Source organism: Streptomyces sp. SAS_272 (assembly GCF_052543235.1).
In genome coordinates this window covers 13,672-37,735 of record NZ_JBMNDR010000091.1, presented here as the reverse complement: position 1 = coordinate 37,735, position 24,064 = coordinate 13,672, and the positions used below count along the sequence as shown (strand labels likewise).

Annotated in this window: 21 protein-coding genes and 1 pseudogene; 12 read left to right on the top strand and 10 right to left on the bottom strand. The window is 72.1% G+C overall.

Annotation, left to right across the window (positions count from 1 at the left end; all coding sequences use genetic code 11):
* Positions 1-441: 441 nt before the first annotated feature.
* A pseudogene (locus ACN6LD_RS35260) lies at positions 442-537 on the top strand (alpha/beta fold hydrolase); the annotation flags it as partial.
* On the top strand, positions 534-2,063 hold the full coding sequence (locus ACN6LD_RS35255; RefSeq protein ID WP_445045294.1) for an FAD-dependent oxidoreductase: 1,530 nt from the start codon (positions 534-536) through the stop codon (positions 2,061-2,063). The pseudogene ACN6LD_RS35260 and the gene ACN6LD_RS35255, both read left to right, overlap by 4 nt.
* A gap of 246 nt (positions 2,064-2,309) precedes the next feature.
* On the opposite strand, the gene ACN6LD_RS35250 is transcribed toward ACN6LD_RS35255, so the two are convergent.
* The gene (locus ACN6LD_RS35250) at positions 2,310-2,933 is read right to left on the bottom strand and encodes a TetR/AcrR family transcriptional regulator (RefSeq protein WP_445045293.1); all 624 of its coding nucleotides are present in this window, start codon (positions 2,931-2,933) and stop codon (positions 2,310-2,312) included.
* 233 nt (positions 2,934-3,166) lie between these two features.
* Positions 3,167-3,589: a hypothetical protein gene (locus tag ACN6LD_RS35245; protein ID WP_445045292.1), complete on the bottom strand. Its 423-nt coding sequence runs from the start codon at positions 3,587-3,589 to the stop codon at positions 3,167-3,169.
* A 463-nt stretch (positions 3,590-4,052) separates the two neighbouring features.
* Between ACN6LD_RS35245 and ACN6LD_RS35240 the strand changes: the two genes are divergently transcribed.
* Positions 4,053-4,754, top strand: coding sequence for an SDR family oxidoreductase (locus ACN6LD_RS35240; RefSeq protein ID WP_445045291.1), 702 nt, complete (start codon positions 4,053-4,055; stop codon positions 4,752-4,754).
* Between the two features lie 26 nt (positions 4,755-4,780).
* Complete coding sequence (locus ACN6LD_RS35235; RefSeq protein WP_445045290.1) at positions 4,781-5,659, top strand: alpha/beta fold hydrolase; 879 nt, start codon at positions 4,781-4,783, stop codon at positions 5,657-5,659.
* 144 nt (positions 5,660-5,803) lie between these two features.
* On the opposite strand, the gene ACN6LD_RS35230 is transcribed toward ACN6LD_RS35235, so the two are convergent.
* Positions 5,804-6,481 carry a helix-turn-helix transcriptional regulator gene (locus ACN6LD_RS35230; protein WP_445045296.1) on the bottom strand — a complete coding sequence of 226 codons (678 nt, stop codon included), beginning with the start codon at positions 6,479-6,481 and terminating at the stop codon, positions 5,804-5,806.
* A gap of 85 nt (positions 6,482-6,566) precedes the next feature.
* Here ACN6LD_RS35230 and ACN6LD_RS35225 point away from each other — a divergent pair, with 85 nt between their 5' ends.
* Both ACN6LD_RS35225 and ACN6LD_RS35220 read left to right on the top strand, forming a co-directional pair.
* A complete protein-coding gene (locus tag ACN6LD_RS35225) occupies positions 6,567-7,001 on the top strand; it encodes a hypothetical protein (RefSeq protein ID WP_319189911.1) in 435 nt (144 codons plus the stop codon).
* 209 nt (positions 7,002-7,210) lie between these two features.
* Entirely contained in the window at positions 7,211-8,236 is a 1,026-nt protein-coding gene (locus ACN6LD_RS35220; RefSeq protein ID WP_319189909.1) for a 6-phosphofructokinase, read from the top strand.
* Between the two features lie 22 nt (positions 8,237-8,258).
* Here ACN6LD_RS35220 and ACN6LD_RS35215 read toward each other — a convergent pair whose 3' ends face one another.
* Positions 8,259-8,990, bottom strand: a complete 732-nt coding sequence (locus ACN6LD_RS35215; RefSeq protein WP_445045289.1) for a potassium channel family protein — start codon at positions 8,988-8,990, stop codon at positions 8,259-8,261.
* A 284-nt stretch (positions 8,991-9,274) separates the two neighbouring features.
* Between ACN6LD_RS35215 and ACN6LD_RS35210 the strand changes: the two genes are divergently transcribed.
* Complete coding sequence (locus tag ACN6LD_RS35210; protein ID WP_266715773.1) at positions 9,275-9,685, top strand: DUF7144 family membrane protein; 411 nt, start codon at positions 9,275-9,277, stop codon at positions 9,683-9,685.
* Between the two features lie 146 nt (positions 9,686-9,831).
* Here the strand turns inward: ACN6LD_RS35210 and ACN6LD_RS35205 are convergent, their stop codons facing one another.
* Positions 9,832-11,064 (bottom strand): PP2C family protein-serine/threonine phosphatase, encoded by a 1,233-nt coding sequence (locus ACN6LD_RS35205; RefSeq protein ID WP_319189904.1) that lies wholly within the window; start codon positions 11,062-11,064, stop codon positions 9,832-9,834.
* A gap of 339 nt (positions 11,065-11,403) precedes the next feature.
* Between ACN6LD_RS35205 and ACN6LD_RS35200 the strand changes: the two genes are divergently transcribed.
* Complete coding sequence (locus tag ACN6LD_RS35200) at positions 11,404-13,404, top strand: ricin-type beta-trefoil lectin domain protein (protein ID WP_445045288.1); 2,001 nt, start codon at positions 11,404-11,406, stop codon at positions 13,402-13,404.
* Between the two features lie 100 nt (positions 13,405-13,504).
* Here the strand turns inward: ACN6LD_RS35200 and ACN6LD_RS35195 are convergent, their stop codons facing one another.
* Together ACN6LD_RS35195 and ACN6LD_RS35190 are read right to left on the bottom strand one after the other, a co-directional pair.
* Positions 13,505-14,563: a hypothetical protein gene (locus ACN6LD_RS35195; protein WP_445045287.1), complete on the bottom strand. Its 1,059-nt coding sequence runs from the start codon at positions 14,561-14,563 to the stop codon at positions 13,505-13,507.
* A 49-nt stretch (positions 14,564-14,612) separates the two neighbouring features.
* Positions 14,613-15,197 carry a TerD family protein gene (locus ACN6LD_RS35190; RefSeq protein WP_319197415.1) on the bottom strand — a complete coding sequence of 195 codons (585 nt, stop codon included), beginning with the start codon at positions 15,195-15,197 and terminating at the stop codon, positions 14,613-14,615.
* Positions 15,198-15,481: 284 nt separating this feature from the next.
* On the opposite strand from ACN6LD_RS35190, the gene ACN6LD_RS35185 reads away from it, so the two are divergent.
* The 3 genes from ACN6LD_RS35185 (at position 15,482) to ACN6LD_RS35175 (ending at position 18,372) form a co-directional block, all read left to right on the top strand.
* The gene (locus ACN6LD_RS35185; protein ID WP_319197413.1) at positions 15,482-16,777 is read left to right on the top strand and encodes a sensor histidine kinase; all 1,296 of its coding nucleotides are present in this window, start codon (positions 15,482-15,484) and stop codon (positions 16,775-16,777) included.
* Positions 16,778-16,839: 62 nt separating this feature from the next.
* A complete protein-coding gene (locus ACN6LD_RS35180; RefSeq protein WP_445045295.1) occupies positions 16,840-17,475 on the top strand; it encodes a response regulator in 636 nt (211 codons plus the stop codon).
* A gap of 126 nt (positions 17,476-17,601) precedes the next feature.
* On the top strand, positions 17,602-18,372 hold the full coding sequence (locus tag ACN6LD_RS35175) for a methyltransferase domain-containing protein (protein ID WP_445045286.1): 771 nt from the start codon (positions 17,602-17,604) through the stop codon (positions 18,370-18,372).
* Between the two features lie 181 nt (positions 18,373-18,553).
* On the opposite strand, the gene ACN6LD_RS35170 is transcribed toward ACN6LD_RS35175, so the two are convergent.
* The 3 genes from ACN6LD_RS35170 to ACN6LD_RS35160 form a co-directional block, all read right to left on the bottom strand.
* Entirely contained in the window at positions 18,554-19,651 is a 1,098-nt protein-coding gene (locus ACN6LD_RS35170) for a magnesium and cobalt transport protein CorA (protein ID WP_319197408.1), read from the bottom strand.
* A 217-nt stretch (positions 19,652-19,868) separates the two neighbouring features.
* Complete coding sequence (locus ACN6LD_RS35165; RefSeq protein ID WP_445045285.1) at positions 19,869-20,558, bottom strand: sigma-70 family RNA polymerase sigma factor; 690 nt, start codon at positions 20,556-20,558, stop codon at positions 19,869-19,871.
* Between the two features lie 277 nt (positions 20,559-20,835).
* A complete protein-coding gene (locus ACN6LD_RS35160; RefSeq protein WP_445045284.1) occupies positions 20,836-21,573 on the bottom strand; it encodes a hypothetical protein in 738 nt (245 codons plus the stop codon).
* A gap of 344 nt (positions 21,574-21,917) precedes the next feature.
* Between ACN6LD_RS35160 and ACN6LD_RS35155 the strand changes: the two genes are divergently transcribed.
* Positions 21,918-24,059 carry a SpoIIE family protein phosphatase gene (locus ACN6LD_RS35155; RefSeq protein WP_319197670.1) on the top strand — a complete coding sequence of 714 codons (2,142 nt, stop codon included), beginning with the start codon at positions 21,918-21,920 and terminating at the stop codon, positions 24,057-24,059.
* The last annotated feature ends 5 nt before the right edge of the window (positions 24,060-24,064 follow it).

Sequence of the window (24,064 nt, the reverse complement as noted above, 5' to 3'; positions counted from 1 at the left end):
GGTCGGTCGCGGGCTCGCGGGCTCGCGGGCCGGGGACGACGCCCGGCGCGGTCGGCGGCGGCACGGCGGGCTTCCCCGTCGACTTCACGATCCGGACCCGCCCCGACGGGTCCGGCACCTGCACCACCGCCCGCGCCGTCACCGCCGAACCCAACCCGGGCGGAGCCGCTCAGACCTGCACGCTCACGTCCGCCACCGGCCGCTACGGGCCGCTGTCTGCATCTGACGGCCTCGAAGCTCGGCAAGCCCGCCCCGGACGAGAGCACCAGGTACCGCCCGCAGCTCGCCGGGATCCGTATCAAGCAGCGGGGGCATCCCGAAACCGGCGGCGGCGGGGCGTTCACCACGGCCTCACCGCCGCACCCCCCAAGAGGGCTCGCACTTGACACCCTGCATTATCGGTAACAGTGTATCCATTATAAGGACCGGGTCTGAGCGGCCGAATGCGGCCACATGGCCCCCTTCGAACGGCCCCGCGACGTCGCCGTTCAGATCGTCCCGTTCGTGGCCGCACGCACCGAAAGGCTCGACTCGTGAACCGCCCACCCGTCATCGACGTCCTGGTCGTCGGCGCGGGCCCATCGGGCTCCGCCGTGGCCATCGACCTCGTACGCCGGGGACTCGACGTACGCATCGTCGACAGATCCCCCCACGCCTTCGACGGTTCCCGCGCCAAGGGCGTCCAGCCCCGCAGCCTCGAGGTCCTCGAAGACCTCGGCGCCCTCGACGACGTACTGGCCGGCGGCAGCACCTACCCCAAGCTCGGTCTCCACGCGGGACCGCTCGCGCTGCCGTGGAAGATGTTCCCCCACAAGGAGGCGACCGCGGACGTCCCGTACCCCGACACCTGGCTGATCCCCCAGTTCCGCACGGACCGCGCACTGCACGCCCGGCTGAGCGAGCTCGGCCGTGCGGTCGAGTTCGGCCGAGAACTGACCGAGCTGACGCAGGACGAAGAGACCGTCGTCGCCAAGGTGGCCGGCACGCAGGGCACGGAGGAGATCGTCGCCCGCTACGTCGTGGGCGCGGACGGCGGTTCCAGTGTGGTGCGCAGGCAGCTCGGCGTCGGTTTCGTCGGGACGACGGACGACGGCGACCGAGTCCTCATCGTCGACGCCTCGGTGAGCGGTCTGGCTCGGGACCGGTGGCACATGTGGCCCCGCCCGGGCGGCGGACTCATCGGCGCCTGCCCGCTCCCCGACAGCGACATGTTCCAGTGGATGATCCGTCTCACGCCGGACGAGGAACCGCCTTCGAAGAGGGACGACATCCTCCTGCGGATCCACGACCACACCCACGACAGGCGCATTCAACTGCACGACATCCGCTGGACGTCGGTGTTCCGGCCCAACATCCGCTTGGCGGAGAGCTATGGCCGAGGACGCGTTCTCCTCGCCGGTGACGCCGCACACGTTCACCCCCCGGCCGGCGCCCAGGGCCTGAACACCGGCATGCAGGACGGTTACAACCTCGGCTGGAAGCTCGGCCAGGTCCTCGCCGGTGCGAACCCCGCGCTGCTGGACACCTACGAGGCGGAGAGACAGCCGATCGCCGCCGCGGTCCTCGGGCTGTCCACGAAGAAGTGGGGCGGCATCGCCAGGCTCGACCCGTCGAGCATGAAGCGGGGCAAGGACGAGCAGCAGCTCAGCCTGACGTACCACGGCGGCCCGCTCGCCCCCGCCGAAGGGATGCGCACCGGGACACTGCGTGTGGGCGACCGCGCACCGGACGCGGAGCTCTTCGGCGCCGACGGGGCCGGGACCCGGCTGTTCGACGTCTTCCGCGGGCCGCACTTCACCGCCATCGCCTACGGCGCCGACGCCGCCGGGGACCTCGAACGGCTCGCCTGGCCGACGGCCGGCGCCCGGCTGAAGCGGCTGACCGTCGGGGCGGCCGCCGCCGACGGGCTCGCTCTCTCCGACCCCGGGAACACACTGCGGCGTGGCTACGGCCTGACCGGCGACACGCTGCTGCTGATCCGTCCCGACGGTTACATCGGGCATATCGCCACTCGGGACTTCCTCGCCACCACACGATCCGCCGCGCGGGCGATGACGCCGTAACCCAAGAAACCAGGAGTCGCACCATGTCCCAGCAGGGCGGCAACCGTTCCGGTTCGAGGGCCGCCGCGCGGGCCCGAAGGCCCCCCGGACTGACACCTCGCACCGGCCTCCCGGCCCGGACCGCGCGCCGACGGGCCCCTGTCCGCACCACGGCGCGGCGCCGAACGGAGGCGAGACCGGCGCCCAGGGGGAGGCGAGACCGGCGACCAGGGCCGTGATCCGGGCGGCTGCCCGTCGCCGCCGGGGTCAGATGTCGTCGCGCAGGCGGGCAAGCCCGCTGAGAAGAAGCTCGAGGCCGAAGGAGAACTCGTCCTCGATCGGAACAGGCATCGACTCGGCCACCGCGACGGTCGCCGGGAACAGCTCCGGATCCACGCTCCGAAAGACGGCGGACTGCCCCGTGTCGTCGCTTCCTGCGCCGCCGTGCCCGCCGACCTGCATGGCGAATCCGAGGACGTAGCGTGCCAGGGTCGCGTAGGTCTGTGCCGCCACTCGCGGCGGGAAGCCGCTGTCGAGCAGCACCGCGACACAGCGCTCCCGCAGCGCCATCGCGTTGGGCCCCAAGGGGATCTGCTCGACCATCAGGCGCGCCGCGTTCCGGTGCCGGGCCAGAGCGCCGAACATGGCGTGCGCGACCGTCCCCAGCGCCTGCTGCCAGCCCATCGAGCGGAGCTCTGCGCCGTTCAGTTCCACGCTGCCGAACATGCGGTCCACGACATGGGCGATCAGCACCGTCCGGTTGTCGAAGTGCCGGTACAGCGTCGCCGTGCCCGAGCCCAGGCGTTGTGCCAGCGTCCGCATCGAGAGAGCGTCGGAGCCCTCCTCGTCCACGATGTTCAGTGCGGCGGCGACGATCCGCTCCAACGGCACGGGCGGGCGCCCCGGTGAACGCCGAGCAGGTGCGCCCGCCCTCACAGGGTCAGTCGCCGCCACGAAACACCTCACCCGATCCCATCAGCGCCATAACAGCAACACTGTATCCGATATGAGGATCGCCGGTCGCGGCGACCTGGTCGCCGCCGCGGCCCGCGTGGCCGATCAGGAAGGGACGGCCGGCGTGCGCGGCGTGGGCTTTCCAGCCGGGCGGCGCGGTTCGGACCGCCCTAGTCGGCGGCGTGCGGGCCGGTCTTGCCCGTGAAGGGGAAGAGCGGATATCCCTCCATGCATTCCCCCTCAGGCGGACGACCAGGCCAGCCCATCCCGAAACGGTACAGAAGCGTCAGCGTGACGGCTGCCGCGAGCAGGGCGAGACACATGGCGGCCCGGCCGCCCGGAAGAGGCCGCCTGCGCAGTACGAGTTGAGTCAGCAGCATCAACAGGGTCATGCAAAGCCACACCACCGGCATCGTCATCTGCAGACCGATGTCGTTGCTGACGTCGTTCCCCAGTGGGCAGTCCGCCCACGATCGAACCGTCCACGCCGTGCCGCCGTACACGCCGACGGCAGACAGAGCAGGCGCCGCCAGATACCAGCCGCAGCCCGGCGCAGAAAGGTGCGACCCGTCCTGCGTCCGCGAATCAAGCATCCCCGCGCCTCCCCTGAACGACCACGACGCCGGCCACCCGATCAGGCCGACCGGCTGACGCCCCGCCCGGCGACCGAGCCGCTCACCCACACTGACCGAGAAAGTGATCGACTCGGTTCCCGCCCGAGTGCCCGAACTGCACGCGCCCCGCGCCGGGACCGTCCGTGAGCGCGAAGCGTCAGAGCATGTCCGCCGCGTCGAGCAGGACGGCGCTCCGGCGGCGAGCGGCCGCGCACCCCCGGCGCGTTCAGCTTCAACGGGCGATCACCGGCTCGCCCCCCGCCGACGCCACGGGCCGGGAGCGGCGGGGCGAGGCGGGCGAGGCCGAAGCCCGCACAGGCCGGAGATCACACCCGACCGGCCACTCGGGCGCACAGATGAATCCCTCGGGGCGCTTGCTTCGGGAAACCGATCAGTTTACTGTGGTGGAAACCGATCAGTTTCCCAATCTGCGGAGGCAGTCATGACCGCTCTGAAGGGCGCGAACGTCCTCGTCACCGGCGGCAGCCGGGGCATCGGCAAGGCCTTGGTGGAGGAGCTCTACGCACGCGGCGCCGGCAAGGTCTACGCCACGGCCCGTGACCCGCGCAGCGTGACGCACCCCGACGCCGTGCCCGTGGCGCTGGAAGTGACCGACCCGGCCTCAGTGGCGGCCGCCGCCGCACAGGCACAGGACATCACCGTGCTGATCAACAACGCCGGCGCCTCGGTCGGCGCGTCCTTCCTCGACTCCCCGGTCGACGACGTGCGCCGGGAGTTCGAGACCAACTTCTACGGACCGCTGCTGCTCACCCGGGCGTTGGCGCCGGTGATCGAGCGCAACGGCGGCGGCCACCTCCTCAACGTGCACTCCGTGCTCTCGTGGATCGCACTGGGCGGCTCCTACAGCGCCTCCAAGGCTGCATTGTGGTCGCAGACCAACTCCCTGCGCCTGGAACTGCAGCCGCGCGGGATCAACGTCACCGGACTGCACGTGGGATACGTCGACACCGACCTCGCAGCCGGCGTCGACGCACCCAAGTCGGACCCCCGGGACGTCGCCGCACTCGCCCTCGACGGCATCGAGAAGGACGTCCACGAGGTCCTCGCCGACGATGTCTCGCGCCAGGTCAAGGCAGGCCTCGCCGGCGACCTCGCAGCGCTGTACCCCCAGTTGGCCGAGTAAGCCCCTTCGCACAGGGAGACGGCGACATGCCCACCCAGGACCTTCGTCCCACGATCCACATCCCCGGGACCACCAGCCACACCATCCCCCCGCGCACAGGACGCCACGGCCACGAGGGAACCCTGCGCTATCTCAAGGCGGGCGCCGGTTCCCCGCTGGTGCTGCTGCACACCGTGCGCACCCAGGCCGAGCACTTCCGCCACCTGATCCCGCTGATCTCGGACCACTACACCGTGTACGCCCTGGATCTGCCGGGGATGGGCTACTCCGAGATCGTGCCCGGGGCGTCGTACGACGAACCGGCCATGCGTGCGGGCGTCGAGCGGCTCCTGGCCGAACTCGACCTCCACGACGTCACGTTGGCCGGCGAGTCCATGGGGGCGGTGCTCGCCCTGACCACGGCGGCCGACCTGCCCGAGCGCGTCCGGCGCGTCGTCGCGGTCAACACGTACGACTTCCGCGGCGGGATCGCCCGGTCCTCCCTCCTCGCCCGCGCGGTGGTCAGCGGCGTCCTCACGCCCGGAGTGGGCCCGGTGATCGCCGGGGTGGAACCCAGGCCCGTCCTCAGCGCGATCCTGCGGGGCGGCCTCGGCGACAGAAGCGCACTGCGGGAGGACTACGTGGACGAACTCCTCCGGGTGGGCGGCCGCCCCGGTTACCCGACCGTCGCCCGGGGCGTGTACCAGGCCCTGCCCAGCCTCATCGCGGCCCGCTCCCGCTACGCCGAGGTCAAGGCCCCCGTCCACCTCGTCTACGGCGAGAACGACTGGTCCAGGCCGTCGGACCGGCAGGCCGACCGGCGACTGCTGCCGGCCGCCGACTTCACTCAGGTGCCGAAGGCCGGCCACTTCATCGCCCTGGAACGTCCCGACGTACTGGCCGACTTGCTGAACGCCGTGGCGTGACTGCCCCGAGAGGGACGGACGTCGCCGTCCCGGGCGAGTTCGACGGACCCATGGCCCGGTGCATCGTTCCTCCCTCTCATCCTCTTCCGGACGTCCACCGCGCCGGGGCAGGGGTCGGTCGGCTTCCCGCCGCCGGCCGTCCGTTCAGGCGGCAGGCTCCAGGCGGACACAGCACCGACCCGGGCCGGGCGCAAGAACGGCCGTGTACCCGAGCTCCCCCAGGCCGTGCAGGACACCGCGCAGCAGGTGCAGGTTCATGGCGCAGACCGTCTCCGTGTGGTCGCGGGCCAGGGCGTGGAAGGGGCAGTTGCCCAGTACGAGCGCCCCCTCCTCGTGGCCGGGCTCGAATCCGTACCGCTCCAGGACATCGAGCAGGACCGCGCCGCCCGCCGCTCCCAGGTGGGTACCGAGCTCTTCGGCCTTGCGCCGCAACACCGGTTGCACCGCCTCACCGGTCGCGGCGGATTCCTCCACGGCCTGGGCGAGCAGTCGCCCGGCAAGCTCGTAGCGCCGGTCCGGCAGGGTGACCGCTATCTGTTTCGCCGAGCGCCGGTACAGCTTGGCCGGACGGCCCGCACCCGGACCCGCCCGCCCGCTGCGCCGCTCATAGACCACGTCGAGGAGGGACTCGTCGGCGAGACGGTCGAGGTGGAACGCCGCGGTCTGGCGGGCCAGCCCCAGCGCGGCCGCCGCCTCGTCCCGGCCGACGGGGCCCGGCTGGCGCACCACATGGTCGTACAGCCTTCGGCGAGTCGGCTCGTCCAGAGCGGCGATCGCGGAGACGTCGGCGTCGCGTGCTTCCTTCGGCTCGTTCACGAACACCAGTGTAAAACCCACGGCCATTGACTAAAGAAGAGTTCCGAGCTTCTATAAACAATGAGAGTTGTCTATAGAAGGACTGGTCGTCATGTCCTCCGTCACCACAGGCACCACGCCCGCCCCCGCGCGGCGCGGCCTGCTCGCCGATCCGGGATACCAGGCGTTCATGATCCTTCGCACCGCCTTCACGGTGGCGCCGATCGTGTTCGGGCTGGACAAGTTCGCCAATCTGCTCGTGGACTGGCCCGCCTACCTCGCGCCGTGGATCGACGACCTCGTCCCCGGGAGCGCCCAGGCCGCCATGTACGCCGTGGGCGCGATCGAAATCGCGGCCGGCATCGCCGTGGCCTTCGCTCCCCGCTTCGGAGCATGGCTGGTCGCCGGCTGGCTGGGCGGCATCATCGTCAACCTCCTGACCATCCCCGACCACTACGACATCGCGCTGCGCGACTTCGGCCTCCTCCTCGCGGCCGTCGCGCTCGCCCGCCTCGCCGAGCGGTACCACGGCGGACGACGGCAGTGAACGGGCGCGCCCCGTGCTGAGCACCGCCGGCGGGCGGACCTTCCGAGATCCGCCCGTCACGGCCTGCCGTCGGACGACCCGCCCGCCGGGTGGCCACTGCGGGGCGAACGGGAGGACGCTGGAAGCAGGCGATCCATGTTCCCGGCAGCGGTGCCGATCGCCGCGCAGGTCGCGGCTGCGGGCGCCGTCCAGCGGATGGGAGAAAGCCCATGAGGGTCGGAGTGCTGACCGGCGGTGGTGACTGCCCCGGCCTGAACGCCGTGATCCGCAGTGTCGTCCGCAAAGGCGTCGACGCGTACGGCTTCGACTTCGTCGGGTTGCGCGACGGCTGGCTCGGCTTGCTCCGGGATGTCGTCCTGCCGCTGGACATCGCCAGGGTGCGGGGGATCCTCCCCCGCGGCGGAACCATCCTCGGCTCCTCGCGCACCAACCCGTTCACCCACGAGGACGGGCTACGACGCGTCCAGGACACGCTTGCCGCGCACGACGTGGACGCGCTCGTCGTGATCGGCGGCGAGGACACGCTCGGCGTGGCGACCGAACTGAGCCGTCAGGGAATCCCCCTGGTCGGCGTGCCCAAGACCATCGACAACGACGTCTACGGCACCGACTACACCTTCGGCTTCGACACCGCGGTCAATATCGCGACCGAGGCCATCGACCGTCTCCACACCACCGCCGAGTCCCACATGCGCGCCCTGGTGGTGGAGGTCATGGGGCGCCACTCCGGGTGGATCGCCCTGCACGCCGGCATCGCGGGCGGCGGCAATGTGATCCTCGTCCCGGAGCGGCCCTTCGACATCGAGCAGGTCTGTGAGCAGGTGACGAACAGATTCAGGATCAACTACGCGCCGATCGTCGTGGTCGCCGAGGGAGCAGCCCCGAAGGAGGGGCAGGTGGTCCTCAAGGACCACTCGCGCGACGAGTTCGGCCACGCACGGCTGTCCGGCGTCGGCGAGTGGCTGGCTCGTGAGATCTCGGAGCGCACCGGCAAGGACGCCCGCACCACGGTGCTGGGGCACGTTCAGCGCGGGGGCACCCCGAGCGCGTTCGACCGCTGGCTGGCCACACGCTTCGGGCTGCACGCCATCGACGCCGTCAAGGACGGCGACTTCGGCGTCATGGTCGCCCTGCAGGGCACCCGGATCGTCCGCGTCCCCCTCGCCGAGGCCACGGCGAGGACCAAGCGCGTCGATCCGTCGCTGTACGACGAGTTCGAGGTGTTCTTCGGCTGACCGGCGGACACGCGTCTTCCCGTCACCGGCCTTTCTCTGGCATCTCCCCCGGGCCTCCCGGGCCTCCCGGGCCTCCCGGGCCTCCCGGGCCTCCCGGGCCTCCCGGGCCTCCCGGCTCTCCCGGGTCTCCCGGGTCTCCCCTCTCTCCCTGCCCTTCCGGCTCCCCCGGCTCTCCTCTCCCTCCCGTCTCTCCTTTCTCCCTCCGGTGCAGACCGGTCCGCACCGCGCTTGCCACCACCTTGGCGGCCACTCCGACGAGCAGGATGTTCCCCACCATCTGCACCATCGTGAGGACGCGCGCCGTCTGCGTGACGGCGGTGATGTCGCCGAAGCCGACCGTGCTGAACACGGTGAGGGTGAAGTACAGCGAGTCGGTCCTCGTGAGGGGCTCGCTGAAGCTGCCGGGCGTGCCGCGCTCGAGCAGGAAATAGGCGCCCGAGAAGAGCAGCAGGAAGAGCGGAACAGTGGTGGACAGCGCCTCGACGGCCCGCAGACGGGGGGACGGGGAACAGGCGATCGTACGGATCTGCCACGCGAAGAGCGCCAGCATGCCCAGCAGACCCACCACGACACCGACGGCCGAAGCACCCGAGAACCCCGAGTCCATGGGCAGCAGGTAGTACCCCACGACGAGTCCGGTCGCCGTCATGACCGTCCGCAGACCCGCGAGCAACGCCTGACGGCGGGGCGACCCGGACAGCCGCGCGTCACGGCCCGCCGAACGTCCGTCGCGGGAAGGAACCGATCGGGTCATGTACGGGTCCTCGACTCGCAGGAGGGGGCACAGCAGGGGGCAAGTGAAGTCGACCCGTCTTCGCCTGCAGCGGCATCGCCCGCAGAGGGTGATTTCGCGTTCCTGGCCGGCCGCGGCGCCGCCGTGAACACACGAACGCCCCCTGGGCCCGGCCCGGCGCGACGCTCCTCGACGCCGTTCGCCGACTTCACCCGCAACGGGTGATCACGCGTCGCCCGGACGCCCTCAGGCTCGAAGAGACAGCGCTGGGCGTTGCATCTCACCGAGGAAGTGAGGAATCCACCATGAGCACGACCACGACTCACCACCGCTCGGAATCTGCCCATGCGGGGGCAGGCGGGCTGGTGACGTTCGCCGCCGTCATGCTGTTCATCGCCGGTGTCCTCGATCTCTTCCGGGGCATCATGGCCATCGCCGACGACGACGTGTTCGTCTCCACCCCGAACTACGTCTTCAAGTTCGACCTGACGAGCTGGGGCTGGATCCAGCTGGTCCTCGGAGTGATCGCCATGGCAGTGAGCGTCGGCCTCTTCTCGCGTGCCACGTGGGCACGGGTCGTGGCGGTCGGCATCGCGGGACTGCTGCTCATCGCGAACTTCCTGTCGATCCCGTACTACCCCGTCTGGTCGCTCACCCTGATCGCGTTGTACGCCTTCGTCATCTGGGCCCTGTGCGTCGTGCGGCGGGAGGACTGAGGCAAAGGGCCGGAGCGACCCGGCTGCGACGGGAGGCCGGCGCGACATCCTGCCCGGTTCTGCCTCGACCGCGACGTCCGCTTCGTCTGTCGTGAGCGGCTGCTGCCCCGCAGCAGCCGCTGACGACGCGACGCAGCAGGGCAGGGTCACAGGCGCAGGACGACCAGCGCGGTGTCGTCGGTGGTGCCGGTGGGGGGCAGCAGGTCGGCCAGGAGCGCGTCGGCCAGAGCCTCGGGGTCGGACTGCCCGTGGCGGACGAGGGAGTCGGCGAGACGGGCGAGTCCGACGTCGATGTCCTCGTGGCGACGCTCGATCAGTCCGTCGGTGTACAGGACCAGCGTGGCGCCCTCCGCGAAGGGCGTACTGGCCTGCGGCCGCGGGACGTGCTCGGGGCGCGCGCCGAGCGGCGGGTCGGTCGCCCGGTCGAGGAAGGTCACGGTGCCGTCCGGGTCGAGCAGGGCGGGTGGCGGGTGGCCCGCGCTGCTGTACGTGAGGGTGTGGGTGGCCCAGTCGATGAAGGTCTTCACCACGGTGCTCGACTCGGCGCCGTCGACGTGGCGGGCGTACAGCCCGAGGGCCTCCACGGCCCGGGCGGGGCCGTCGGCGACCCGGGCGGCCGCGCTCAGCGCGCTGCGCAGCTGCCCCATCACGCCGGCCGCCCGCAGGCCGTGGCCCACGACGTCGCCGACGGCGACCGCGATGCGGTCACCGGGCAGGTCGACCAGGTCGTACCAGTCGCCGCACACGTTGAGGGTGCCGACCGCGGGACGGTAACGGACGGCCGCCCTGTGGTGTCCGACCGGCGTCGGGGCGGGCAGCATCGCCGCCTGCAGAGCCAGCGCGACCTCGCGGTCGTGCGCGTGGGCCCGGCGCAGACGTTCGTTCACGTCCTGGAGTTCGCGGGCACGGGTGTACAGCTCGGCCTCGAGCACGCGCGCCCGGCTGCTGTCGCTGCCTGCGCCGCCGCGGGCGCGGATGAGTTCGGTGACCTCCTCCACCCGGTGCACGATCAGCACCACGTCCCCGTCCGGGCCCAGCACGGGGGCGTTGACCGGGCTCCAGAAGTGCTCCACCCAGTGGCCGGGCCGCGCGCGGTCCTCGATGTCGTAGCGCAGCAACGCCATGGTGTCGCGCTCTGCGGTGTCCACCACCCGCATCATCGACGCCTGGGTCTCGCGCATGCCGGCCGCGGCCGCGTCGTTGGGGTTCTCGGGGAAGACGTCGAACATGTAGCGGCCCAGCAGCTGCTCGCGGGTGCGCCCGGCCAACCGGAGGAAGTCCTCGTTGGCGTCGGCGTACACCAGGTCGGGGGTCAGCAGAGCCACCATGCCGGGGAGGGCCCGGAACACGGCCGCGTAGTCGATCCGCGGTTCCCTCATGTGCTGCCCGCCTCGGTGCCGCCCGTCACTGTGCGGCTCCACGATAGGAGGGAATGCGCCACCGGGCCCGGGCACTGCCCCTTCCGGCCCATGGCCGTCACCTGGGCGGCCCCGCGACGATCGAAAAGCGGGGGAACGCCGGGCGCGGTGAGGCACCGGCGGCAGCCTGCGGCCGGCCTCGCGAATCCTCCTTCGGCGACACCGTGACAGGCTCCGACCCGGCGGTCACACAAAACCCAACGCGAAACGACAAAACCATTGACCCCCCACAGCCCCACCTCTACCTTCTGACCGAATCCTCGAACTCCGTCCGAGATGCCGGACAGAAGGAAGAGTCGCATGCCCGCTACCCCTGCCCGTCAATGGGTCAGACGCGTCACCGCGCAGACCCTCGCCGTCGGACTCGCCGTCGTGGGTCTGGCGACCCTCGACCGGCAAGAGCCGCCGGCGTCCCTGCCCGCCGAACCGGTCGCCGTGAGCACCAGCCAGATCGACGTCACACCCCCGCCGATGGGCTGGGCGTCCTGGAACGCGTTCTTCAGCAGCATCGATTCCACTGCGATCAAACAGCAGGCCGACGCTGTCGTCTCCTCCGGCATGGCCGCGGCCGGCTACAAGTACGTCAACCTCGACGACGGCTGGTGGCAGGGCGCGCGCGACGCGAACGGCGCCATCGTCGTCGACGAGAACCTGTGGCCCGGCGGCATGAAGGCGATCGCCGACTACATCCACGGCAAGGGCCTGAAGGCCGGCATCTACACCGACGCGGGCAAGCAGGGCTGCGGCTTCTACTACCCCACCACCCGCCCCGCCGCCCCCGGCACCGGAATGGAGGGCCACTACCAGCAGGACCTGGAGACCTTCCAGCGCTGGGGCTTCGACTACGTCAAGATCGACTGGTGCGGCGGCCGGGTGGAGGGGCTGAACCAGGAGACCCAGTACAAGCAGATCGCCGCCGCGAACGAGGCCGCCTCGGCGGTCACCGGCCGCAGCCTGGTGCTGTCCTTCTGCGAGTGGGGCAGCGGACTGCCCTGGAACTGGGCGACCGGACACGGCGACCTGTGGCGCACCAGCGACGACGTCCTCCTCTACAAGGAGACGCCGGGGCTGACGAAGATGTACCGCAACTTCGACCAGGCCCTGCAGCCCGCGGCCCAGCACACCGGCTACTACAACGACCCCGACATGATGATGGTCGGCCTGAGCGGCATGACCGCCCAGCGCAACCGGCTGCACATGAGCCTGTGGTCGATCGCGGGCGCCCCGCTGCTGGCCGGCAACAACCTGGCCACGATGAGCGCGGAGACCCGTGACATCCTCACCAACCCCGAGGTCCTCGCCGTCGACCAGGACCCGCGCGGACTGCAGGGCGTCAAGGTCGCCGAGGACACGCGCAATCTGCAGGTGTACGGCAAGGTGCTGTCGGGTACCGGCAGGCGGGCGGTGATGCTGTTCAACCGCACCGGCTCCGCCGCGGACATCACCGTCCGCTGGGCCGACCTCGGCCTGACCGGCGCCTCGGCCGCCGTGCGCAACGCCTGGACCCGCACCGCCGCCGGTTCGTTCGCCACCGGGTACACCACGTCCGTCCCCGCCAACGACGCGGTGCTGCTGACCGTCTCCGGCACCGAGGCGGCGGGCGCCACCTTCGAGGACACCACCGCCGCCACCGCCCCGACCTTCGCCGGCGTCACCGCCGCCACGGCGGGCACCAAGCTGGTCGACATCACCTACGCCAACGGCGGCGGCACGGCCCGCAAGGCCACCGTCCAGGTCAACGGCCAGTTCTCGTATGCGGTGGCCTTCCCGCCGACCGGCTCGGCCACCGCCTACCGCACCGTGTCCGTGCTCGCACACCTGGCCAAGGGCGCGAACACCGTGAAGTTCGCCGCGGTCCCCGGCGGCGCCGCCCCGGACATCGACGCCCTACGCGTTCAGGGCATCCCCGGCACCGACGGTGTCGCCCTGGTCGGATCCGCTTCCCACCGCTGCGTGGACATCGACAAGAACACCTATGTCAACGCCACCCAGGCGCAGCTCTGGGACTGCTCCGGCGGACGCAACGAGACCTTCGCCCAGACCTCGCGCGGAGAACTGGTCGTCTACGGCGACAAGTGCCTGGACGCCGACAACAGCGGCACCGCCAACGGCACCAAGGTCATCATCTGGGACTGCACCGGCGGCACCAACCAGAAGTGGACGGCCCACGCCGACGGCACCCTCACCAACAACCTCTCGGGCCTGTGCCTCGACGCCTCGAACGCGGCGACCGCCAACGGCACCAAGCTGCTCCTGTGGACCTGCAACGGTCAGAACAACCAGAAGTGGACGCTCAACTGAGTAACCGTCACCATGGATGGACACCGTCGGCGAGAGTGCGCAGGCACCTCGCGGGCGGTGTCGCCAGGGCGCCGTTCCGTTTCCACGCCGCGTCCCTCGCCTAGTCACCCCCGCCGCCCCCGCCGCCGCCCCCGCCGTCACCCCCGCTGTCGCCTCCGCCGCCGTCTCCGCCGTCCGCGCCCCAGCCGTCGCCGCCGCCGGCTTCGTTGTCGTCGCTCCCCTTGCCGAGGTTGGTGAACCAGGGGCGGTCCCAGCCTTCGTCGGAGGCGACGGGCTCGCTCCCGGCCGCCGCCCGCCGCTCCGGCCGGAACCGCGCCGAGCCCGTCGTGTCGCCGAGCCCGAAGGCGACGGCGAAGGCCTGCGCCATGACGGCGTCCAGCGGATCGGGGCTCTCGTACCGCACGGGGGTCAGCGGCAGCAGTACCGCGCCCGGCTCGGACGCCGGTCGGCGCGGGGGCCTCGTCAGCATGGCGACACACCGCTCGTCGCGCAGCAGCCGCGACGTCAGCGCGTCCTCACGCCGCAGCACCCAGCACTGCCCGGGCAGTCGCGCCTGAACGTGACTCCTGGACCTGCGCAGCTTCTTCTTCAGCACGAGCTCCGCCGTGACGCCGCCGACCGTCAGCCGCAGGCCGGCCGACTCTCCGGTGACGTGGGGCCCGAAGCCGTCAGGCGCCCGGATCCGCACGACGGGAGCGTGCGGCCCCCAGACGTCCACGCGCACCAGCCGCCGGTCCACGGCGACGGTTATCGGGCCGGCCGGGCCCGGTGCGAAGCGCCGTGCGATCCAGAGCGGTACCTCCTCGGCACGGGCCCGGTCGGCCAGGGCCGCCACCTGGGCGGGCCCACCGCACTGCCGCACCGCCAGCTCTCCCAGACTGCGGGCGAACTCGGCGGCCTGCCGCACCCGCACCGGTACGGCGGCCCCCGTGACGCGGGTCACCGGCACCACCCCCGCGCCCTCGGCCAACCGCTCGAGCGGGCGCTCCGTCCCGCCGCCTCCGAGCCAGTGCCCGCGCCGGAACGCCTCGGCCATGGCCGCGAGGTTCAGTTCGCCCAGCGGGGTGGTCCTGCCGCCCCGGCGCACGTGATCCTCGGTCAGGTCAACGGTCCGCGCGAGCGGGTTCCACGACCGTTCGCCGTACAGCACCTGGTTCACCCTTGCCTCCGTTCACGCGCTCGGCTCGACAGAACCCGCCTGCACACCGCTACTTGCTGACGGCGAAACGCATCAGGGCGTGTTCGTCGCCCTGCTTGACCTTGCCCGTCACGTTGATCACCTCGAGCTTCCAACTGCCGCCGACCCGCACGGCCTTCGCCACGGCGCAGCCGTTGTCCTGGGTGAGCAGGCTCGGCCAGATGTCGGCGACCTGCTGGGAATTGCCGCCGGTCGCGTCGTAGACCTTGAAGCTGATGTTGCGCGCCTTCTGGAAGGAGCTGCCCTTCTTGTAGGCCGCGGCGACGAACACGATCGACGTGATGTTGGCCGGTATCCGGGCGAACTCGACGGTCACCGTCTCGTCGTCCCCGTCCCCGTGCCCGGTCTGGTTGTCACCGCTGTGCACCAGCGAGCCGTTGCCCATCGGGTCGAGCGAGTCGAGACCCGCGAGGCGCACCGGGTCCGTGCCCTGCATCGCGACGGCGATCAGGTCGAGGTCGGTGCCGGTCTTGCGGCGCAGCTTGCCCAGCACTCCGCCGCTGCTGCCGGCGGTGGGATCCCAGGAGACCCCGATGGACAGGCGGGTGACGCCGTCCAGGTCGGCCGGGCCGTCTTCCTTGGTGAGGGTGATCATGCGTGCTCATCCTTAGGTGCGAAGGGACTACAACACGCAGAGTCTGCCTGGTGCCTCCGTGGTTCCCGCATGAAGGGCTCCTTGCTTCCACGCGTTCGACGCCCCGGACGCCGGGCGGGCGTCCGGGGCGGCCCGCGTCCTTCGTCGGAGCCGTTCGCGGTCCTCCGTGGGAACGAGGGCCTGCCGGGTCCTCCCTGAGAAGTAGGCGACCGGCGTAGGAGCCGCGCCGGATGTGATCTCCGGGACGGATCCCACGGGGGCGGGGCAACGGTGAGAATGTGCCGGTGACGAACGAGACGACCGCGGTGGACCGGGTCCGTGGGGCAGCCCGCCGTGCGCTGCTCCCGACCGGGCCCGCGCCGCGCCTCACCCTGCGCGGACGGCAGTTCGACCTGGCGGTGGCGGCGGTGTTCGCCGTCACCACCGTGTACTACGCCGTCGACGTCTCGGACAACCAGGTCCGCGAGATCCTCCCCGGCGTGGGGAGGGCGATCCACCCGGCGGGCACGCCTGCCGCGATCGCCCTGAGCGCTCTCGCGCTCGTCACCTCCGGCGCGCTGGTGATGCGCCGCCGCTTCCCCCTCGCCGTGCTCTGCGCGGTCACCTGCCTCGCACTGCTCACCCCGCAGGACGTCGCCCGGCTGACCTTCTACCCCCTCGTCGTCGCCGTCTACAGCGCCGCCGCCTACAGCCCGTACAGGGTTCCCACCCTGGTGGCCCTGCCGACGGCGGTCCTGCTGGTCTACACGTCGGGCTCCTCGACCACGCACGTCTACCCGTACCAGCCGGGCATCGTCCCGAACGAGTACGTGGTCCTGTGGATCCTCGGGCCGCTGGCGATGGTCGCCAACGGCCTGCGGACCTGGCGGGTGCGCACCGACGAGGGCCGCGCACGGCTGACCGCCGTGGAAAACGAGCAGGCCGCCGCGCTGCGCCGTGCCGTCGCCGAGGAACGCGCCAGGATCGCCCGCGAACTGCACGACGTCGTCACCCACAACGTCAGCGTCATGGTCATCCAGGCCGGCGCCGCCCGCAGGGTCATGAGGGCCGTCCCGGACGAGGCCGACGAGGCGCTGCTGGCCGTCGAGGCGAGCGGACGGGCCGCGATGACCGATCTGCGTCACGTCATGGGGCTGCTCACCATGGACGGCGGCGGTCAGGGTGCGGACCGCGCCGGGGACCTGGCCCCGCAGCCCGGACTCGAGCAGCTTCCGACGCTCGTCGGGCGGGTCCGTGACACCGGTCTTCCGGTCGGCCTCGAGGTCACCGGCGTGGCCCGCCCCGTACCGCCCGGCGTCGGGCTCACCGTCTACCGCGTGGTCCAGGAGGCGCTGACCAACACGGTGAAACACGCGTCCGGGGCGCGGGCGAGCGTCCGTGTCGAGTACTCCCCCGACCTGCTGCGCGTGGAGGTCTGCGACACCGGCGGTGTTCCCGGCCCGGGCGCGGTCGCCGGCGACGGCCGCGGACTGCTCGGGCTGCGCGAGCGGCTGTCCGTGTACGACGGAACCCTGGACACCGGACGGCGGCTCACGGGCGGCTACCGTGTCGAGGCGCTCATTCCCCTGGAGGCACCGTGACCGACCCGCCGCCCCGTGTGGTGCTCGCCGACGACCAGACCCTCGTCCGTACCGGCTTCCGGATGATCCTGCGCTCCGACGGCATCGAGGTGGTCGCCGAGGCCACCGACGGGTCCGAAGCCGTCGACGCGGTCCGGCGTACCCGGCCCGACGTGGTGCTGATGGACGTCCGCATGCCGGAGATGGACGGCCTGGAGGCCACCCGCCGCATCCTCACCGGCGTTCCGGGCGAACCCCGGGTGATCATCCTGACCACCTTCGACCTCGACAGGTACGTCTACGCGGCGCTGTCCGCCGGCGCCAGCGGCTTCCTCCTCAAGGACGTCACCCCCGAGCAGCTGATCTCCGCCGTCCGCACGGTCCGCTCCGGCGACGCCCTGCTCGCACCTGCCGTCACCCGTCGGCTCGTCGAGCGGTTCACGCGACAAGGGACCGAGAGCACCACGATCCACCGCGACCTGGCCTCGCTGACCTCGCGCGAACGCGAAGTCCTGGGTCTGGTGGCACGGGGGCTGAGCAACGCCGAGGTCGCCGGTCGTCTGCACCTGGCCGAGACCACCGTCAAGACCCACGTCTCGCGCGTCCTCGGCAAGCTGCAACTGCGCGACCGCGTCCAGGCCGTCATCGCCGCCTACGAGAGCGGACTGGTCAGCGTGGGTGAGCGGGGTTCCGCTCGGCCGACCGCCGAACACCCGTGAGGCGGGCCGGCGGTCGCCGGTGGCACGGCCTCTCGCCGGAGCAGCGAATTCGCCGTCTCGCTGCGCGCCGGAGTCCGAAAATCCTATGCTGACAGCCAGGGTGGCAACGACCTGGGGAGATGCCTGATGAGCGCAGCAGGCAAGAGCACGTCGGCATGGAAGTCGGGAGCCAAGCGGCTGTTGGGCCGTACGGGATTCGACATCGTGCGCAGCAGCAACAACCTGGGGGGCGTCGACGACTTCATCCCGTTCGAGGCGACGATGCGGGCCGCACGGGCGGCCGGCATGTCGGTCGGCGACCACATCGACACGGTCATGAACGGGACGCCGGGAGCCACCCAGTCCACGATCGACGAACTACGCGCTCACGGCGTCTTCGCCGACGGCCCGAAGACGGTGCTGGAGATCGGACCCGGGTCCGGACGGTATCTGGAGAAGACGCTGAAGGAGTGTTCGCCGGACCGCTACGAGATCTACGAGACGGCAGCGCCGTGGGCCGACTACCTGGTGAGCACGTTCGGCGTGATCGCCCTGCCGACCGAGGGGTCCAGCCTCGCGCCGACTCCCGACGGGAGCGTCGACCTCGTCCAGGCGCACAAGGTCTTCAACACCGTGACCTTCCTCTGCGCCGCCCGCTACTTCTTCGAGATGGCCCGTGTCACGCGGCCCGGTGGCCGGATCGTCTTCGACGTCATGACCGAGACCTGCCTGGACCCGGCCGCGGTGCGCACCTGGGCGACGCAGGGCGGGACGGGGCACGGGTCCTTCCCGGCCGCGATGCCTCGCAGCGTGTGCGTGGACCTCTTCGCGACGCTCGGCTGCAGCCTGGAGGCGAGCTTCGTGGCGCCCCTGGGCGTCGCCTCCACGGAGGTGCTCGTCTTCCGCAAGGCGGCCTGACCCGGTTCCGCAAGGCGCGGCGCGCCTACATCCCCGACGCCCCCTGCCGCCGCGTCCGCGCCCCGGCCCCCGCACGCTGAGCGCCGCCGGGAAACCCCGACCACGCGCGCCGGGCGGCCCCGGTGACGGCGAGGAGCCGGGTGCGTCGACCCACGTGGACGACCCCGCGGCTCACGACTCCCTAGAGCCAACCGTTGCGTTTGAAGCCGCGGTGGATGACGACACAGGCGGCGGCCATGACGGCGAGGGCGAGGGGGTAGCCGAAGCGCCAGCGCAGCTCGGGCATGTGGTCGAAGTTCATCCCGTAGACGCCGCACACCATGGTGGGCACGGCGATGATCGCGGCCCAGGCGGTGATCTTGCGCATGTCCTCGTTCTGGGCGACGGTGACCTGCGCCAGGTGGGCCTGGAGGATCGAGTCGAGCAGGGCGTCGAAGGCGGCGATCTGTTCGGTGACGCGCAGGAGATGGCCGGCGACGTTGCGGAAGTACGTCTGTATCTCCGGGTCGACGCAGCTCCTCGGATCGGTGGCGAGCCGGTCGAGGGGGCGGGTGAGCGGGACGACGGCGCGCTTGAACTCGAGGAGTTCGCGTTTGAGCTGGTAGATCCGGCCGGCGTCGGCGGTTCGGGGGCTGAGCGGCGAGAAGACGTCGGTCTCGGCCTGCTCGATGTCGTTGTGGACCGCGTCCGCGACGGTGACGTAGTCGTCGACGACGTGGTCGGCGATGGCGTGCAGGACGGCGGAGGGGCCCTTGGCCAGTTGCTGCGGGTCCGCCTCGAGGTCCTCCCGCAGGGGTCCGAGGGAGCCGTGCCGGCCGTGGCGGACGGTGACGACGAAGTCGGGGCCGGTGAAGACCATGATCGACCCGGTGTCGACGACCTCGCTGGTCGCGGTCAGTTCGGCGTGTTCGACGTACGTCACGGTGTTGAACACGGCGAACAGCACGTCGCCGTACTGCTCGACCTTGGGGCGCTGGTGGGCTTGGACGGCGTCCTCGGCGGCGAGCGGATGCAGACCGAAGAGCTCCGCGGCTCCGGCGAATTCCTCCGCGCTCGGTTCGTGCAGGCCCAGCCAGACGAATCCGCCCCGGTGCTTGCGGGCGTACCGCACGGCCTCCTCCACGGAGTCGCTCGGCGGTCGGCGGACTCCGTCGCGGTAGACGACGCAGTTGACGACCGTCGAGCCGAGCGGGGAGCGCGCCGGATGGCTGAGGTCAACGCGCCGTCGGCTGCGCCGCGCCAGGTTCGCGACTTTGCGCAGGTGGCCGACCATCGACATGCGGGACCTCTTTCACCGGGGTCCGGACAGTGTGCCAAACACCCACGGGCCGGACGTCGACCGGACCTGCCGGAACGCCCGGACCCCGCGGGGGCGCACGGACGTTCCGGCGCCCCCGGCCCGACGCCCCCGGCGCCGGACGGGACCGGGGCTTCGGGGACTGGGACTGCGGGGGCCGGGGCTTCGGAAGCCGGGCCTCTGGGGCCGGGACTTCGCGTCAGGCGGCGACGGCGGTAAGGACCTCGACCCCGTCGCCTCCCTGGACCCCCGCGGCCCCCGCGCCCCCCTCGGCTTCTTCGAGGAGGCCGACGAGGGTCGCGCGGGCCCGGGCCACCCGCGAGCGGATCGTCCCGACGGGGCAGCCGCCGGCCTCGGCGGCCTCCGCATAGGGCAGGCCCGCCAGTTGCGTGAGGACGAACGCCTCCCGGCGCTCGGCGGGCAGCGCGTCCAGCAGGTCGAGCAGGGCCACGCCGTCGTCGAAGCCGGGCAGTCCGCCGGGCTGGGCGCGCTCGGCCCAGATCGTCCAGTCGTCCACGTCGGCCCGCCGCGGCCGCGCGACCGCGTGGCGCAGGCTGTCGACGACCGTGCGCCGCGCGATGGACAGCAGCCAGGTGCGCGCCGAGGAGCGCCCCTCGAACCGGTGCAGGCTGCCGAGCGCCCGCAGGAACGTGTCCTGCGCGAGGTCGTCGGCCAGCTGACGGTCGGCGGAGAGGTACGTGACGTAGCGGACGACGTCCGGGTGCAGGGCCCGCACGAACCGGTCGACGGCGTCGGGATCGCCGGTGCGGGCGGCGAGGGCCCAGCCGGTGGCCGCGTCGTCGGGCGGCGGCGTCGTGAGGTGCTGATCGGACGCCGTGCGCCCCGTGTCGCGCTGTTCGGACGACAGGGGGAGGACAGGAGTGATCACCTGATGTCCTTCTCGGGTGGTCCGGGACGATTCGACGCGAGGCGACGCACCGTGACGCAACGTGACGCGCCGTGACGCGGCACGGCGCACACAGCACCCGGGCAGGCGCCCGGAGGGAGCGTGCACGGGGTGAGGTCCGCCGCTGCGGAAAGTCCCGGGACGGGAGGGGGATGGGGAGGGGGACGTACGACGTGTGCACGTCCCGTGCCCGAAGCCCCGGAGCCGACGGACGCGACGAACGCGGCGCCGGCAGGACGGCTTCGGGAAACCGGCTGTCTCAGACGACAGCGGTCCCGGCCGGAGGCCCCCGAGAGATGATCGTGTGGGTGAGCGTCAGCCGCGGGATCCGCTCGGCGCGCTCGCGCGTCGGCCGCAGACGGGGCCGGCGCGGTGGGACGGGCAGGGCCGCGAGCGGCAGGAACAGCGGCGCGGCAAGCCGGCCGGCGACGGCGCGCAGGAGCCGGAAGGCGGCCCGTTCGCCGTGGGCCAGCCACAGGCCGGTCAGCAGGGCGGCCAGCGTGTGGGCGGCGAGCATGCCCAGCGACGACATGCCGTCGGCGGAGTGCACCATGTGCCCGAGGTGCTCGGCGTGCGCCGCATGCCCCATGTGCGGGGACCCCATGGACCCCATGGAACCCATGTCCATCGCGTCCATGGACGTCGAGCCCGCGGACATCGAACCGGCGGACGTCGAGCCCACCGAGCCCGTCGACATGCCGCTCATGTCCTGTACCGCGGAGGCGTCCACGGACGCCGGCGCCGCGGGCCGGGCCCAGGAGAAGGCCGAGTGCAGCGCCCCCTGCGCGACGACCACGACGGACACCACCAGCGGGAGTCCGCGTTCCCGGCCCGCGAGGGTCCAGCCGACGGCGCTCGTGGCGGCGAAGCCGGCGGACATCGTCCACCACGGCACGGCGGAGCCCGACATGAGTACGTGTCCGAGGGCAGCGAGCAGCACACAGACGGCCGCGAACACCGCGGCGCGTACCGTGCGCGCACCCCACCCAGCAGTCATGACGGCCTCATCCTCGCATCCGGGTTCCGCTCGTCATGGATGGGTACGCACGACACCCCGGCCCGCCACTCACCCTGAGACGAGTGATACAGGACACAGCGCCTGGAGGCGATGCGTCAGACCGGACGCGCCCCTGCCCGGCGGCCGCACGCGGTGAGCGCGGTCGTGGTTCCAGGCGGCCGCCCTGACCCGATCCGGCCGATCCGGCGATCCCGCCGGCCTCGCCCCCGGCCTAGGCGCTCGCGCACTGCGAGACCGGCGCGTGCGGGGGGCGTAGTGTCCGGTAGTGAGGGAGTCACTCCTGACCGCGCTCCCTGGCCCTGCGTTCCGGGGAAGGTGAGAACGTGGCGGACGCTGCCGCCGAAGACCACCGTGCCGGTTCCGGTCCGGAGCTGCTGGAGCCGGTGCTGGCCGAACTCGCGCGGCGGACCGGCGCCTCCGTGACCGCCGTCTATCTGCTGCAGGAGGACGAGCCGGTCCTGCGGCTGACCGCGCTGGGCGGTACCCCGTGGGAGATCTCCATGCCCTGGGCGCGAGTGGTGCTGGACGCCGTCTCGCCGGTCTCCGACGCCGTGCGGGAGCGGCGCCTGGTGTGGGTGGGCGGGCAGGAGGAGATGGCGCGCCGTTACCCGCGGCTGGCGCTCGTCGTGCCGTACCGCTTCGCGCTGGCCGCCGCCGCCGTGGCCACCGGCGCCGACGTCTGGGGCGGGCTGGTGCTGCACTGGCCCGCCTCGCACCCGCCGGAGCTGAACCCGCACGAGCGCGAGGCCATCACCGGCGCGTGTCACCGGCTGGGCCTGATCCTGCGGCACGCCGCCGAGGCGGGGCGGCCGGTGCGGCCCGGCGCGGAACCGCTGATGCTGCCGCCGCTGCGGGCCCGCACCACGGGACCGGACGAGGCACAGGCGGCGGTCGACTTCGTCGAGCGCCTCCCCGGCGGCTGCTGCTCACTGGGCGTGGACGGCCGTATCGCCTTCGTCAGCACCAGGGCCGCCGAGCTGCTCGGCGCCGGCGTCGAGGCCCTGCTCGGCACGAAGCCGTGGGAGGCCCTGCCCTGGCTGGACGAGCCGACCGCCGAGGACGCCTACCGGGCGGCCGTGCTCAGCCGGGAGCCGGTGTCCTTCACGGCCCGGCGCCCCCCGGACCGGTGGCTGTCGTTCCGGCTCACCCCGGACGCCTCGGGCATCAGCGTGCACATCGCGCCCACCCATTCGGCCCACACCCACGCGCCGGTCTCCGACCCGCCCCGACCGGACGCGGGCGCGTCCGCCTCCCCCGGGCGGGCCGCCACCCTGTACCACCTGATGCATCTGGCCGCCACGCTCACCGAGGCGATCGGCGTCCGGGACGTGGTCGACCAGGTCGCCGACCAGATGCTGCCCGCCTTCGGCGCGGTGGCGCTCGCCCTGATGACCGCCGAGGACGGCAGGCTGCGGATCATCGGCTACCGCGGCTATTCCGCGGACGTCATGGAACGCTTCGACGCCGAACCGCTCACCTCCGCCACCCCGGCCGTACGCACCCTGACGACGGGCGTGCCCGCCTTCTTCGGCGACTTCGCCGAGCTCAAGCACGCCTATCCGCCCGCGGTGCTGCAGGACGGCATGGGGGCCTGGGCCTTCCTGCCGCTGATCACCTCCGGCCACCCGGTCGGTTCCCTGGTGCTCGCCTACGACCGGCCCCGCGTCTTCGCCACCGAGGAACGCGCCGTCCTCACCTCCACCGCCGGGCTGATCGCGCAGGCCCTCGACCGCGCCCGCCTGTACGACAACAAGCACCAGCTCGCGCACGACCTGCAGGCCGCCCTGCTGCCCCACGCCCTGCCCGGCGTCCCCGGCCTGGAGGTGGCCGCCCGCTACCTCCCCGCGACACGCGGCATGGACGTCGGCGGCGACTTCTACGATCTGATCCGCCTCGACGCCACCACCGCCGCCGCGGCCATCGGCGACGTCCAGGGCCACAACATGACGGCCGCCGCCCTGATGGGGCAGGTCCGCACCGCCGTCCACGCCACCGCGGGCGCGCCCCCGGACGAGGTCCTCGCCCGCACCAACCGCCTGCTCACCGATCTCGACCCCGGGCTGTTCACCAGCTGTCTGTACGCCCACATCGACCTCACCGGGCAGCGCGCCTGCCTGGCCACCGCCGGGCACCCGCCCCCGCTGCTGCGCCACCCCGACGGCCGCACCGAGGTCCTGCAGCTGCCGCCGGGGCTGCTGCTGGGCATCGATCCCGACGTGCCCTACTCGTCCACCGAGGTCCCGCTGCCGCCCGGCTCGGTGCTGGCCTTCTACACCGACGGGCTCGTCGAGGCGCCCGGGGTGGACCTCGGGGACGCCGTCGCCGCCCTCGCCCGCCGGCTGGAGCGGGCCGGGCCGGGCACCCTGGACGCCCTCGCCGATGCGCTCATCCAGCACTCCCGTCGCTCCGCGCCCCGCAGCGACGACATCGCCCTCCTCCTCATCCGCCCCACCGGGCGGCCGTGAGCCCG

Bases quoted from the DNA above. Each gene is read 5' to 3' on its own strand.
- ACN6LD_RS35180 (WP_445045295.1), top strand. From the start codon at position 16,840: ATGATCCTGCGCTCCGACGGCATCGAGGTGGTCGCCGAGGCCACCGAC.
- ACN6LD_RS35160 (WP_445045284.1), bottom strand. From the start codon at position 21,573: ATGACTGCTGGGTGGGGTGCGCGCACGGTACGCGCCGCGGTGTTCGCG.
- ACN6LD_RS35190 (WP_319197415.1), bottom strand. From the start codon at position 15,197: ATGATCACCCTCACCAAGGAAGACGGCCCGGCCGACCTGGACGGCGTC.
- ACN6LD_RS35220 (WP_319189909.1), top strand. From the start codon at position 7,211: ATGAGGGTCGGAGTGCTGACCGGCGGTGGTGACTGCCCCGGCCTGAAC.
- ACN6LD_RS35235 (WP_445045290.1), top strand. From the start codon at position 4,781: ATGCCCACCCAGGACCTTCGTCCCACGATCCACATCCCCGGGACCACC.
- ACN6LD_RS35215 (WP_445045289.1), bottom strand. From the start codon at position 8,990: ATGACCCGATCGGTTCCTTCCCGCGACGGACGTTCGGCGGGCCGTGAC.
- ACN6LD_RS35210 (WP_266715773.1), top strand. From the start codon at position 9,275: ATGAGCACGACCACGACTCACCACCGCTCGGAATCTGCCCATGCGGGG.
- ACN6LD_RS35225 (WP_319189911.1), top strand. From the start codon at position 6,567: ATGTCCTCCGTCACCACAGGCACCACGCCCGCCCCCGCGCGGCGCGGC.
- ACN6LD_RS35170 (WP_319197408.1), bottom strand. From the start codon at position 19,651: ATGTCGATGGTCGGCCACCTGCGCAAAGTCGCGAACCTGGCGCGGCGC.
- ACN6LD_RS35240 (WP_445045291.1), top strand. From the start codon at position 4,053: ATGACCGCTCTGAAGGGCGCGAACGTCCTCGTCACCGGCGGCAGCCGG.
- ACN6LD_RS35200 (WP_445045288.1), top strand. From the start codon at position 11,404: ATGCCCGCTACCCCTGCCCGTCAATGGGTCAGACGCGTCACCGCGCAG.
- ACN6LD_RS35175 (WP_445045286.1), top strand. From the start codon at position 17,602: ATGAGCGCAGCAGGCAAGAGCACGTCGGCATGGAAGTCGGGAGCCAAG.
- ACN6LD_RS35245 (WP_445045292.1), bottom strand. From the start codon at position 3,589: ATGCTTGATTCGCGGACGCAGGACGGGTCGCACCTTTCTGCGCCGGGC.
- ACN6LD_RS35205 (WP_319189904.1), bottom strand. From the start codon at position 11,064: ATGAGGGAACCGCGGATCGACTACGCGGCCGTGTTCCGGGCCCTCCCC.